The sequence below is a fragment of the Halopelagius inordinatus genome (assembly GCF_900113245.1).
Classification (GTDB): domain Archaea; phylum Halobacteriota; class Halobacteria; order Halobacteriales; family Haloferacaceae; genus Halopelagius; species Halopelagius inordinatus.
This window is the reverse complement of sequence record NZ_FOOQ01000001.1, coordinates 1,266,074-1,278,683: the sequence shown is the minus strand read 5'-3', so window position 1 is coordinate 1,278,683 and position 12,610 is coordinate 1,266,074. Positions and strand designations below refer to the sequence as shown.

Here is a 12,610-nt window from a genome sequence, read left to right as displayed (position 1 = left end):
TACCGAAGACGATGCAAAACGGGTCGTCCGCGCAGGGTATGGACGCGTTCACGCTCTTGGGCGAAACCGTTCGCGACGCGCTCTCGAAGCGGGGGTTCACCACACCGACGGAGCCACAGCGTCGCGCGATTCCGCCCCTCGCCGAGGGGAGAAACGCCCTCGTCATCGCCCCCACCGGGACCGGGAAGACGGAGACGGCGATGCTCCCCGTCTTGAACTCGATAGTGGAGTCGCCGCCCGAGGACCGAGAGGGCCTCTCGGCGCTCTACATCACGCCGCTTCGAGCCCTGAACCGCGACATGCGAGAGCGACTGGACTGGTGGGGCGAGGAGTTAGACGTCGAGATAGACGTCCGCCACGGCGACACCACGCAGTACCAAAGACAGAAGCAGGCCAACGACCCCCCGGACGTGTTGGTGACGACGCCCGAGACGCTACAGGCGATGCTGACCGGGAAGAAACTCCGAACGGCGCTCTCGGACGTTCGACACGTCGTCGTCGACGAGGTGCACGAACTCGCCTCCGCCAAGCGCGGCGCGCAGTTGACCATCGGACTCGAACGCCTGCGCGAACTCTCCGGACCGTTCCAGCGAATCGGCCTCTCGGCCACCGTCGGGTCGCCCGAAGAGGTGGGGAAGTTCCTCACCGGCGACAGGGAGTTCGAGATAGTCGAGGTGGACGTCACGAGCAAGGTGGATTTCACCGTCGTCCATCCGGAGGTGACCGCCGAGGACGAGACGCTCTCGGGCGAACTCGCCACCGACGCCGAGATAGCCAGTCACGTCCGCGTCGTCCGCGACGTGGTGAGAGAACACGAGTCAACGCTGGTGTTCGTGAACACCCGACAGACAGCGGAGGCTCTCGGGTCGCGGGTGAAGAAACTCGGCGCGCCGATAGAAGTCCACCACGGGTCGCTCTCGAAGGACGTGCGAATCGACGTGGAAGACCGGTTCAAGGCGGGCGAACTCGACGCGTTGGTCTGTACGTCCTCTATGGAACTCGGCATCGACGTGGGGCGGGTAGACCACGTCGTCCAGTACGGCAGTCCGCGCGAGGTGTCGCGTCTGCTCCAACGGGTCGGGCGGGCGGGCCACCGCCGCGACCAGACGTCTCGCGGCACCGTCGTCACCTCCGACCCCGACGACACCCTCGAAGCCCTCGCCATCGCCCGGCGCGCCGAGGCGGGCGACGTCGAACCCGCCCACATCCACCACGGCAGTCTCGACACCGTCGCGAACCAGATCGTCGGCGTCGTCATGGACACCGGCGAGGCGTCGGCGCGGAAAGCGTACGAACTCGTGACGGCCGCCTATCCGTTCCGTGACCTCTCGGAGTCCCAGTTCCGCCAGGTGGTCCGCCAACTCCACAGCAACCGCCTGCTGTGGTTAGACGAGGAAAAAGACCTCTTAGAGAAGTCCGGCGGGACGTGGCAGTACTTCTACGCCAACCTGTCGATGATTCCCGACGAGGAGACGTACGACGTCCACGACATGTCCTCGCGGCGGCAGATAGGCACCCTCGACGAGCGATTCGTCGTCAACTTCGCGGAACCCGGCGCGTCGTTCGTCCAACGCGGCGAGATGTGGCGCATAAACGACATCGACGACGAGGAGGCGCGCGTGAACGTCGCGCCCATCGAAGACCCAACCGGAGAGGTGCCGTCGTGGACGGGGTCCGAGATTCCCGTCCCCGAACCCGTCGCGGGCGAGGTGGGCGAGATTCGCGAGATCGCCGCCCGGCAGTTCGAGGCGGGCGCGGACCGGTCTGCCGTCGCCCGCGACGTGTTGACCCGCTATCCGACGGACGAACACACCGTCTCGGAGGCGTTGAAGCCGGTCGAACGACAGGTCGAGGCGGGTCACCCGATTCCGACGGCCGACCGCCTCGTCCTCGAAGGGCAGGCGCGTCGCGTCGTCCTGAACTCCTGTCACGGCCACCGCGTCAACGAGACGCTCGGACGCTTGCTCGCGGCCCTCGTCGGCCAGCGAACCGGGTCCTCCGTCGGAATCGAAGTGGACCCCTATCGCGTCTCCTTCGAGGTGCCGCCGAAGGTGTCGGTCCACGAGTTCGTCGAGGTTCTAGAGGCGACGGACCCCGACCACGTCGAGGGACTGCTCGAACTCGCGTTGAAACACTCGGACTCGCTGAAGTTCACCCTCGCACAGGTCGCCGCGAAGTTCGGCGCTCTCAAGCGCTACCGGGGGAACAAGCGATTCGGTGCGGACCGACTCGTGGCCGCCCTCGAAGACACCCCCGTCTACGACGAGGCGGTCAGGGAGGTGTTCCACGTCGATTTGGCCGTCCCCGAGACGACGGCCCTCCTCCGCCGAACACACGGGGGAGACGTGGAACTCACCACCGCCCGCGAACGGACGCCCATCGGCGTCTCCGGGAGTTCGAGCGGTCGGGACTTCCTCGTGCCCGAGAACGCCGACGCGAGCGTCATCGACGCCATCAGAGACAGAATCAGAAACGACCGGGTCATCCTGATGTGTCTCCACTGCACGGAGTGGACGCGGAAGACGAAAGTGCGGCGCGTCCCCGACGAACCGGAGTGTCCCGACTGCGGCGCGACGCGCATCGCCTGTCTCAACCCGTGGGACGAGGAGACGGTGAAAGCGGTTCGCGCGACGGAGAAAGACGACGAACAGGAGCGACTGACGCGACGCGCCTACCGGTCCGCGAGTCTCGTCCAGAGTCACGGCAAGCAGGCCGTAATCGCCCTCGCCGCCCGCGGCGTCGGCCCGCAGAACGCCGCGCGAATCATCGCCAAACTCCGAGAGGACGAAGCGGACTTCTACCGCGATATCCTCGCACAGGAGCGACAGTACGCGCGGACGCAGTCGTTCTGGGACTGACCCGCGACCGTTCTGTCGCCGACGCCCGACTACGGACGCGGGTTCGTGTCGTCACGCAACCACGCTTTTCGCACCGCCGACTGTAGCGGACGCCATGACGCGTCTACCGTCCGAGCGTTCGCGCATCGCGTGGTGGGGACTGACCGCCGTTCTCGCTTCGTTTCTCGTCTTCGCCACCTACCGGTTCGTCGGAACCGTGGTGCTCGCTATCTTCGTTTACTACGGTACTCGACCGGTGTACCACCGCGTTCGACCCCACGTCGGGTCGGACGAACACGCCGCCTCCGCGACGGTGTTTCTCCTCGCGGTTCCGGTCCTCGCGTTCGTCGCGTACCTCGCCGCGATGGGTCTCAGCGAACTCAGCACGTTCGCAGAGCAGTACCAACAGATCCTACAACCGTACGTGAACGTGGAGGCGTTGCAGTCGAGTCCGGTCGAGACGGTTCGGTCGGCGTTTCGAGACTCGGACGGCGGGGGGCGGGCCGGGTCGGCGGCCACGGCCGTTCTCGGGGTGCTCGGCGCGGCGACGACGGCGGTGATGCACACGTTCTTTGCGCTTCTCATCGCCTTCTACCTCCTCCGCGAGGAGCGAGACATCTCCGGGTGGTTCCGCTCGGAGGTGGCCGAGAGAGGCTCTGCGGGGTACGCCTACGTCTCGGCCGTGGACACCGACCTCGAAACCGTCTACTTCAGCACGACGCTTCTCGTGTTCGTCGTCGCCGTCGTCGCTCTCTTCGTCTACCACGGCTACAACTTCCTCGCGCCGCAGGCCGTCGCGGTGCCGATTCCCACCGCCGTCGCTATCGCGACGGGGATGGCGAGTCTGATTCCGCTGGTCGTCGGGAAAGTGGTCTACCTGCCGTTGGTCGGCTACCTCTCCGTTTCGGCCCTCCAGGCGGACGGGTCGCTTCTCGTCTATCCGCTCGCGCTCTTGGTCGTCGCGTTCCTCCTTTTGGACTTCGTTCCCCTCACGTTCGTCCTCCCGAAACTGGCCGCTCGGAGCACGCACACCGGACTCGTCCTGTTCGGATACATCGGCGGGCCGATGCTGTTCGGCTGGTACGGCCTGTTTCTCGGCCCGTTCATCGTCGTTCTCTCGGTGCAGGTCGTTCGGCTGGTGTTCAGCGAGTTGATCCACGGTCAACCGGTGACGCCGTACGTCACCGCCGCCGAATCTATCGGCTCGGACCCGCCGCCGAACGACGACTGACGCCGAAACGAGAGCGGCGTCGCCCGCCGCCGTCTACGCGTCCGCGCCGGACGGGAGAACGGAGTCGAGGGCGGCGTCGAAATGTTCCGGTCGAACCAGTATCTCCGCCGCGTGGTCGTTCGCCGCCTCGCCCTCGTACGCCGAGGCCACCTCCTCTATCGCGCGCATCGCCGCCTCGCGACAGACCGCGGCCACGTCCGCCCCGGAGTAGCCCTCCATCCGCGACGCCAACGCGTCGAGGTCGATATCGTCCGCCAGCGGTTTGCCGCGGACGTGGACGTCGAGGATGGCCCGCCGGGCGTCCGCGTCGGGCGCGGGAACTTCGACGTGCGATTCGAGGCGGCCCGGTCTGAGGAGCGCAGGGTCGAGCGCGTCCTTTCGGTTCGTCGCCGCGAGGACGACGAGGTTCGGGTTGTCCGCCAGTCGGTCCAGTTCCGTCAGGAGTTGCGAGACGACGCGTTCGGTGACGCCGGAGTCGCCGCCCATCGAGTCGCGGTTCGTCGCGATGGCGTCTATCTCGTCGAAGAAGACGATGGCCGGGGCCGCCTGTCGCGCCCGTTCGAACACCTCGCGGACCGACTTCTCGGATTCGCCGACGTAGCGGTCGAGAAGTTCCGGGCCGCGGACGTGGATGAAGTTGACGCCGCTTTCGCCCGCGATGGCGCGGGCCAAGAGCGTCTTGCCCGTCCCCGGCGGCCCGTGGAGCAAGACGCCGGAGGGCGCGTCCGTGTTGGCCGCCTCGAACAGGGGCGCGTACGTCAGCGGCCACGTCACGGCGCGTTCGAGCGTTCCCTTCGCCTCCTCTAAGCCGCCGACTTCGTCGAACGTCGTCGTCGGCGACTCGGCGACGAACTCCCGCATCGCGGAGGGTTCGACCGCCGCCATCGCCGACTCGAAGTCTGCGGCGGTGACCTGCAACTCGGTCAGAGACTTCCTCTCTCCGCCCGTCTTCGCGCGCCGAGAGCGTCTGAGCGCCGTCATCGCCGCCTCCTTCCCGAGCGATTCGAGATCGGCGCCGACGAACCCGTGGGTCCGCGCGGCGAGGCGTTCTAAATCGACGTCCTCCGCGAGGGGCATCCGGCGGGTGTGGACGTCGAGAATCTCGCGGCGGCCGCGTTCGTTCGGCACGCCGATCTCTATCTCGCGGTCGAACCGTCCCCCGCGGCGGAGGGCCGGGTCGAGCGTATCGACGCGGTTCGTCGCGCCGATGACTATGACGTCGCCGCGGGCGTCCAACCCGTCCATCAGAGAGAGCAGTTGGCCGACGATGCGGTTCTCGACGTCGCCGCCGTCCTCTCGTTTCCCCGCGATGGAGTCTATCTCGTCGAAGAAGACGATGGCCGGGGCGTTCTCTCTGGCCTCCTCGAACCGTTCGCGGAGTTTCTCCTCGGACTCGCCTTTGTACTTCGACATTATCTCGGGTCCCGAGATGGTCAGGAAGGTGGCGTCCACCTCGTTCGCGACGGCTTTCGCGATGAGGGTCTTGCCCGTCCCCGGCGGCCCGTGGAGGAGGACGCCCTTCGGGGGGTCGATGCCGAGGTGGGCGAACACCTCCGGTTCCGAGAGGGGGAGTTCTATCATCTCTCGCACCAAGTCGAGTTCCTCGTCTAACCCGCCGATGTCCTCGTAGGTGACGCCCGTCGAGTTGTCCTCTTGCTCCGCCGTGGGGCCGACGGAGGCGACGACGCGTTCGACGCGTCCGCGCCTGACGAGTTCGAGCCTCGTGGACTGGGTGATTCGGACCATCCCGTCGGGGTTCGTCTCGCTGACGACGAACGGGTCGTCGCTGAGCCGTTCGAAGTGAATCTGTCCGCCCGCCTGTATCGGTCGGTCCTGCAGGCTGGTCTTTATCAGGTCCACCGCCCGCTCTTCGTTCTCGAAGGCGACGCCGTCCGGCATCGCCAGCGTGACGGAACGAGCGTCGTCTACGTCCACCTTCGAGACGCGAACGGACTCGTCTATCTTCGCTCCCGCGTTCGCGCGCGTGTCGGCGTCGATGAGGACGACGCCCTCGGGGACACCGGCCCCCGCGGGCCACACCTTCGCCACCGTCTCTCGCGTTCCCTCCACGACGACGGTGTCGCCGCTGAGAACGCCGAGTGTCCGCCGCGTCGCTTCCGGAAGCCGAGCGATTCCCCGCCCGGCGTCCCGTTTCTCCGCGCCGCGGACGGTCAGAGTGAGACCCTCCTCGTCGGTCATACCGACCCTTGGGTGGGGCCTTTCTTTATCCTTCCGCGGGAGAGCGACCGAGGCGAGAAATTCGCAGAACCTATCCGCTCGACCGACTTTCTGGACGAATTTTTATGGGGTGATAGCCAACAGTCGGTATGGTATCTACGACCGAACGCGACAACATGACGTGGTACCAGTGTGAGGGTTGCGGGTTGCTGTTCGACTCAGAGGAGGAAGCAGAGCAACACGAGGGCAACTGCGACACGGACAGTCCCTCGTACCTCCAGTAGCGCCGTCGCCTCGCGGAGACTGCGCCGAACGCCGACCGGACCCCCGCCGCGAGCGTTACAGGTCGTCGAGCAGACGGTCCGCGTGCGACTTCGACTGCGCGCGCTTCCAGCGGACTTTCGCGGCGTCGCCGTAGGAGAGTTCCTCTCTGAGAACGTCGGGGAGGAGTCCCGCAGTCGCTTCGATTACCGCACCGTCTTCGTCGCCGAACTCGACGACGCCGTACGCGTCCGGCGTCTCTCCGACGGTCGAACGCGTCAGCGGTCGCCAGCGCTTTCGGAGCGACATCACTCCTCCGTGACGAACTCGTAGGACTCTTCGCCCCAGTCGTCTTCGGCGAACGCGAAGACGCGCCCGCGCGCCTCCTCGGGGTCGGCCTCCACCTCGGTCCGCATCCCGCCGACGCGGCGGGCCGTGACGCCGGGGAATATCTCCTCTTCGTCGCCTTGCTCTAAGATGACGCGCCCGACGCCCGTCGATTCGAGGATGTCGTCGTGCGTCTTGAGGTCGTTCACGTACACCATCACGCCCTCCGTCTCCGTCGGGTCGGTGACGAGAATGTGCGTCTGTTTTCCGGGCCCCGTCGTGAGGGTCCCCTCGACTTTCTCGGGGACGCCTCGGTAGAGCGTCGTCCGGCCGTCCGTGTACTCGACCTGCACCCCGTGTTCGAGGAGTTCGACGCCGAGCGTACTCGGTGCAACGTCGTTGCGCGCGCTCATACTCCCGCGTTGGCGCGGGCCGGTGAAAAGGTGCGCGATGGCACGCGTCCGGTCGGTCGGACGGCGGAGTCGCTCCCGCGGAGACGGCCAAATCCGCGCCCACCGCTACACCTTTCCGTTCGCTCGCGCCCCTACTGGTATGCACGGCCGCGCAGTAGCCCTCGGTGCCGGGACGGTGCTGAACGCCCTCGCGACGGGCGTCGGGTCCGCCTTCGCCATCGACGCCGAGACGACGGCGACGGTGGAACTCGACGACTCCAACGCCGTCACCGGCGAGGTGGCCGAAGACGCCGCCGCGGACACGCGCCTGATAGAGCGATGCGTCGAACTCGCCGTCGAACGCTACGGCGACGGCGAGGACTACGGCGGATTCGTCCGCACGGAGAGCGACGTACCGATGGCCGCGGGGTTGAAGAGTTCCAGCGCCGCCGCGAACGCGTCGGTGTTAGCAACCGCCGCCGCCCTCGGCGTCGACCCCGACAGAGAGGAGGCCTGCCGACTCGGCGTGCGCGCCGCCCGCGAAACCGGCGTCGCCGTCACCGGAGCGTTCGACGACGCCTCCGCGTCGATGCTCGGCGGCGTCACCGTGACCGACAACGGAGACGACGAACTCCTCGCCCGCGACGAGGTGGAGTGGGACGTTCTCGTCTGGACGCCCGAAGAACGCGCCTACAGCGCCGACGCCGACGTCGAACGCTGTGCGAACGTCGCGCCGATGGCGGAGTTGGTGGCCGACCTCGCACTCGACGGCCGGTACGCCGAGGCGATGACGGTGAACGGGCTGGCGTTCTCCGCCGCCCTCGGATTCCCCGCGGACCCCGCAGTCGAGGCGATGCCGCACGCCACCGGCGTCTCTCTGTCCGGGACCGGACCGAGCGTCGTCGCCGTCGCAGAGCAGAGCTCTGCGGCCCGCCAGAGGCAGTCTGGCGACGTTGACGAGACGCGTTGCGTCTCGTCCGCCAGCCAGAACGCGGAGCGTTCTGGCGACGTGGGCGACCGGACCGACCTCGAACGGGTGCGGGACCTGTGGGACCGACGCGACGGCCGGACGCGACTGACGACGACGCGGACCGACGGAGCACACACACTATGACACGAGACACTCCAGACACCGACGAACGGCGACCCGACGAGATGACGCTCGACGAACTGCGAGCGGAGATAGAGGATATCGACCGCGAAATCGTCGAACTCATCGCCCGACGGACCTACGTCGCAGAGACCGTCGCACAGGTGAAAGACGAACGGGACCTGCCGACGACCGACGAGGGGCAGGAAGAACAGGTGATGCGACGCGCCGGTCAGAACGCCGAACGGTTCGACGTGGACTCGAACCTGGTGAAAGCCGTCTTCCGGCTGCTCATCGAGCTGAACAAGGTGGAGCAAAGAGAGAGTCGGTGAGCAGCCGGAAGACCGGATACTCACCCGTATCGAATACGTTCCAATAACGCCCCGCTCAGTCCGGATAAGAGGAACACCGCGAATCTAGCGGTCAGTTCTTACTGTGTCCCAACCCAAAGACACAACATCCTGTGTACGCATAGTTTCCTGTATGCCCAGTATCACCGTCAACGTTGATGACGATCTCAAAGACCGAATGGAGCAACATCCAGAGATCAACTGGAGCGAGGTCACCCGACAGGCTATTCAGGAGAAAATCGAGACGCTCGACGTGATGGACGAACTCACGTCCGGAAGCGAACTCACCGAGAGCGATGTCGCGGAGATCGCCGATAAAATCAACGGGAGCGCACGCGAACGCGTCGAAGAGGAGTCGGAGTAGCCTCGACGAATGAAGTTGGTCGTCGATGCCAACGTCGTCATCTCCGCACTCATCGCTGACTCGAAAACCCGTGAACTCATCGTCACACTTGAACCCGACCTCCTGACACCCGAATTCGTCTACGACGAGATTGGGAACTACACAGAGTTGATCGTCGAGAAGTCCGGCATGAGTCCGGAGCGAGTCGCCCAGTTTATCGACCTCCTGTTTCAGTACATCGAGGTCGTTCCCGTCCAGGAGTTCTATCCGCACATCGAAGAGGCCGAAGCAGCGATCGGTGACACAGACCCCGGCGACGTGCTCTATGTCGCGTGCGCCCTGGCAGAGGACGCGGCAGTCTGGAGCGACGTTACTGATTTCGACGAACAGCCTCTCGTCGAGACGTATTCGACGAGCGACGTGATCGACTCGTTCGACACACGTTAGCCGATTGGAACGGCCTAAAGCAGCGGAGATCCATTTACATAGGACACCAACTCACGTCCTCTATATTCCGATTTCTGTGGTGTTGGGCGCGTGCTTAGACACTATTTTCACGAGAATCCATCATGGATTTCAGCCACCTGAACAAGGTGGAGCAACGGAGCAAGCGGTAGTCGAAAACGGACGTTTCGAGCCCTGATTCGGGCGTTTACGGATCGAGAACTTCCGGCTGTTGTTCAGTTAGTCCATCGGTGGGCGATTCCTTCATCTATCTCTGTACTCCAGAAAGTAGACAACGACGCCCGTATTCGGTCGATATATGCTCCCGCCCTCCACGCTACCCGACTTTGCTCTCTCGGGAACTGCTCTCGCCGCGGCGACGCTGTGGTTTCTCCGAAGGCGGGGTAGCCCTCTGAGAGGAATATCCACGCTCGGTACTCTCGTCGCGTTGCTCGGAGTAGTCGCACTCCTCTTGTTCACACTCCTTCGGTTTGGCTACGTAGACGCGGTACTGTCTCCTTCGTCGGGCCTCAATTACGGACCGTTCTGGCGCGTCCTTCCCGCAATCGCGGCAGAGGGGCTCAGCGTCGTTCTACTGTTCGTAACGCTCACGAAAGGTCTGTCCCGCCCGGCGAAACAGACTTGGTAGATAGTAACACGTGCGTATGTCCGAAGCGGCCACGGGAAACGACGGCGACGACGAAATCGTCACGGTGAACTTCAAAGTCACGCAGTCGTTCCTCGACGAGATAGACGACACGTGGCAGGGACGCGGCTTCAACAGCCGGAGCGAGTTCATTCGGTACACGCTTCGGGACGCGACCGAGTTCTCGGTGTTCGACCGCGACGAACTCGTGGCACTCCTCCAAGCGGAAGAAGGCATCCGCGAGGGGCGCACCACGAGCGCCGACGAGGCCCGCGAGCGAACATAGACCGACAAACATCCATCCGACCTGACGCTTCCTGCTGTACGTTTCACTCTCCGCAAGCTTGCCCTTCGCGCTGTCCTGAACCGGTCCTGATCGCATCTCGGTTCTCTGGACCCACCGGACGTGTCAGTACGGCGTACGGTCTCCTTATTGCCTCAGGGACCCTACTTCGTGTAGTCAGCCGTCGTAGCTGCCCGAGTTTCTGTGGCGGAGGGGAGCGCGTGAGGGGTTTGACGAGAGAGTTGAAACTAATGCCCAGCTTCGAGCACACCGTCGAGATCGCAGCGCCCATCGAACGCGTCTTCGCGTTCGATTCCAACCCCGAGAACTGGTCCCGAACGATGGCCAGCCTCCGAGACCTCGAAATCGTCGAAGAGACCGACGATGGGGCGCGCATGCGCGCCACGTACAAACTGCTCGGCATCTCGCTAGATGTCGAACTGGCGTTGAGCGTCGTCGAACCGAACGAACACATGACGGTCGCGATGGAGGGGTCCGGCATGAAGGGCGAAGTACACAACTACTTCGCGGAGACCGCCTCCGGGACCCGGATCACGCATCAGGCCGACTACGAGTTCGGGGATTCGCTCCGCGACCGCCTGCTCGAACCTGTGGCCAGTCGCTACAACAACCGACAGTTCAAGAACCACCTCCAGAACACCAAGGACATCATCGAAGCGGAGATAGCCGCTGAGACGGCGCGCCCGGCCTAATCGCGGTCGTCTGCTTTCCTTTCTTCGTCTGAGCCGGTTTGCAGGCGGTTCGAAAATTTCCCTCGGTCGCCGAGGCGACCACCGGTCTCGAAGCTGAGCAGCGAATCCGCCTCGGGGGGACGCGCGGTGTCGCCGAAGCACCGGACCGTCGCTATCACCACGTATATTTTCTCGGAGTTGTCAGGCGAATTTCGGCACGGTACCAGCTAGATGCGCTGTAATCCGGATCTCTCCCGTCTCAGTTTTAGTATCATATTTGATAATACTGCCCAACTTATTTACTCTCAATTGGCATATTCGAATCATGGATCTGGCGTCTCGGCTGTCGTCCGTCTTTCCCCCCGACGAGATACCGACGTTGATATCGAGAGCCGGTATCCTTCTGTTTGCCGCGTTCGTCGTCGAATGGGTGGTGTTCTACGGTCTCCGCGTGGAACCGCTCTTGACGGGCAACTTCCTCCTCAATCTCCTCTTGACCGCCGTCTTCTCGGGCGGCATCGTTTACGGTGGCTCCCGCATCGCGAGGACTGGTCTCTCTCCGAAACGTTACCCGCGCATCGCGACGTGGTTCGTCGGCGGAATCGCGGTTTTCCTCGGAGTCAACGCGCCGATGATGGTCGTCTGGTATCCAGGAACCCTCCAGAGCGTCGTCGGGTGGGCCAGAACGTCGGCCGCGATGGGGGGAGTGGGTGGTCTCGTCTTCGGAATCGTCGAGGCGCGCGCCATCCAACGCGAACTCACCGCGGAACGAGCGGCCATCCGCGCCGACGAGGCCGAAGCGCAGCGCCGATGGTTCGATTACCTGAACAGCCTCCTTCGGCACGAAGTCCTGAACACCGCAAACGTCATCACGGGATACGCGTCCGTCCATCTCGACGACGACGACATCGACGAGGAACTCCGGCGCAATCTCGAACGGATCCACCGACAGGGTCAAGAGATGACCGAGGTCATTCGCGACATTCAAGTGCTGATGCGGGCCAGCCAAGGAGACGCCGACCGGGAAGCGGTGAACCTGACCGAGACGCTCACGACCGTACTGGAGAACCCCCGAAGCGACAGAGAGAACGTCGAGATTACCGCGTCGATGCCCGACGACGTGTACGTGATGGCCGGCGAGCTTCTTCCCCGCGTGTTCGTGAACCTCTTTGCTAACGCCGTTCAGCACAACGAAAGCGAGACGCCTCGGGTGGACGTAACCGTCGACGTGGGTGACACGACGGCGACGGTGTCCATCGCGGACAACGGTCCCGGAGTTCCGGACGACGTCCGCGATACGCTGTTCGAACGGACAGACGGCAGTTGCGGAAGCCACGGACTCGGCCTCTATCTCGTCCGAACGTTGGTCGAACGGTACGACGGGATAGTTCGGTTATCGGATACCGGGCCCGACGGGAGCGTGTTCACCGTCGAACTTCCGCTGGCGAACGACGCTGCGGGGTCGGCGCGTTCGCGTTCGCCTGACCCTGCATCCCCTCTCGGCGCATAGCGCGCACGTCCGAATCGGCGACCGAG

At 64.5% G+C, this 12,610-nt stretch carries 13 protein-coding genes; 10 read left to right on the top strand and 3 right to left on the bottom strand.

Going from position 1 to position 12,610, the window contains the following annotated elements:
* Positions 1-11: 11 nt before the first annotated feature.
* Entirely contained in the window at positions 12-2,858 is a 2,847-nt protein-coding gene (locus BM167_RS06640; RefSeq protein WP_092890519.1) for a DEAD/DEAH box helicase, read from the top strand.
* 94 nt (positions 2,859-2,952) lie between these two features.
* Positions 2,953-4,068, top strand: coding sequence for an AI-2E family transporter (locus BM167_RS06635; RefSeq protein ID WP_092890516.1), 1,116 nt, complete (start codon positions 2,953-2,955; stop codon positions 4,066-4,068).
* Positions 4,069-4,101: 33 nt separating this feature from the next.
* Here the strand turns inward: BM167_RS06635 and BM167_RS06630 are convergent, their stop codons facing one another.
* Positions 4,102-6,267 carry a CDC48 family AAA ATPase gene (locus BM167_RS06630; protein WP_092890513.1) on the bottom strand — a complete coding sequence of 722 codons (2,166 nt, stop codon included), beginning with the start codon at positions 6,265-6,267 and terminating at the stop codon, positions 4,102-4,104.
* Between the two features lie 128 nt (positions 6,268-6,395).
* Here BM167_RS06630 and BM167_RS18860 point away from each other — a divergent pair, with 128 nt between their 5' ends.
* Positions 6,396-6,530, top strand: coding sequence for a DUF7128 family protein (locus BM167_RS18860; protein ID WP_281244621.1), 135 nt, complete (start codon positions 6,396-6,398; stop codon positions 6,528-6,530).
* Between the two features lie 55 nt (positions 6,531-6,585).
* On the opposite strand, the gene BM167_RS06625 is transcribed toward BM167_RS18860, so the two are convergent.
* Entirely contained in the window at positions 6,586-6,816 is a 231-nt protein-coding gene (locus tag BM167_RS06625; protein ID WP_092890510.1) for a DUF7508 domain-containing protein, read from the bottom strand.
* A complete protein-coding gene (locus BM167_RS06620; protein WP_092890507.1) occupies positions 6,816-7,247 on the bottom strand; it encodes a DUF5796 family protein in 432 nt (143 codons plus the stop codon). The genes BM167_RS06625 and BM167_RS06620 overlap by 1 nt, the downstream gene beginning before the upstream one ends.
* Positions 7,248-7,386: 139 nt before the next feature.
* Here BM167_RS06620 and BM167_RS06615 point away from each other — a divergent pair, with 139 nt between their 5' ends.
* From BM167_RS06615 to BM167_RS06585, 7 genes are all read left to right on the top strand, one after another.
* A complete protein-coding gene (locus BM167_RS06615) occupies positions 7,387-8,340 on the top strand; it encodes a shikimate kinase (RefSeq protein ID WP_092890504.1) in 954 nt (317 codons plus the stop codon).
* Positions 8,337-8,648 (top strand): chorismate mutase, encoded by a 312-nt coding sequence (locus BM167_RS06610; protein ID WP_092890501.1) that lies wholly within the window; start codon positions 8,337-8,339, stop codon positions 8,646-8,648. The genes BM167_RS06615 and BM167_RS06610 overlap by 4 nt, the downstream gene beginning before the upstream one ends.
* A gap of 151 nt (positions 8,649-8,799) precedes the next feature.
* Positions 8,800-9,030 (top strand): hypothetical protein, encoded by a 231-nt coding sequence (locus BM167_RS06605; protein ID WP_092890498.1) that lies wholly within the window; start codon positions 8,800-8,802, stop codon positions 9,028-9,030.
* A 9-nt stretch (positions 9,031-9,039) separates the two neighbouring features.
* Positions 9,040-9,456, top strand: a complete 417-nt coding sequence (locus tag BM167_RS06600; protein WP_092890495.1) for a PIN domain-containing protein — start codon at positions 9,040-9,042, stop codon at positions 9,454-9,456.
* 662 nt (positions 9,457-10,118) lie between these two features.
* Positions 10,119-10,385 carry a ribbon-helix-helix domain-containing protein gene (locus tag BM167_RS06595; RefSeq protein ID WP_092890492.1) on the top strand — a complete coding sequence of 89 codons (267 nt, stop codon included), beginning with the start codon at positions 10,119-10,121 and terminating at the stop codon, positions 10,383-10,385.
* 248 nt (positions 10,386-10,633) lie between these two features.
* Positions 10,634-11,095, top strand: coding sequence for an SRPBCC family protein (locus BM167_RS06590; protein ID WP_092890489.1), 462 nt, complete (start codon positions 10,634-10,636; stop codon positions 11,093-11,095).
* A 304-nt stretch (positions 11,096-11,399) separates the two neighbouring features.
* A complete protein-coding gene (locus BM167_RS06585) occupies positions 11,400-12,584 on the top strand; it encodes an ATP-binding protein (protein WP_092890486.1) in 1,185 nt (394 codons plus the stop codon).
* Positions 12,585-12,610 lie beyond the last annotated feature (26 nt).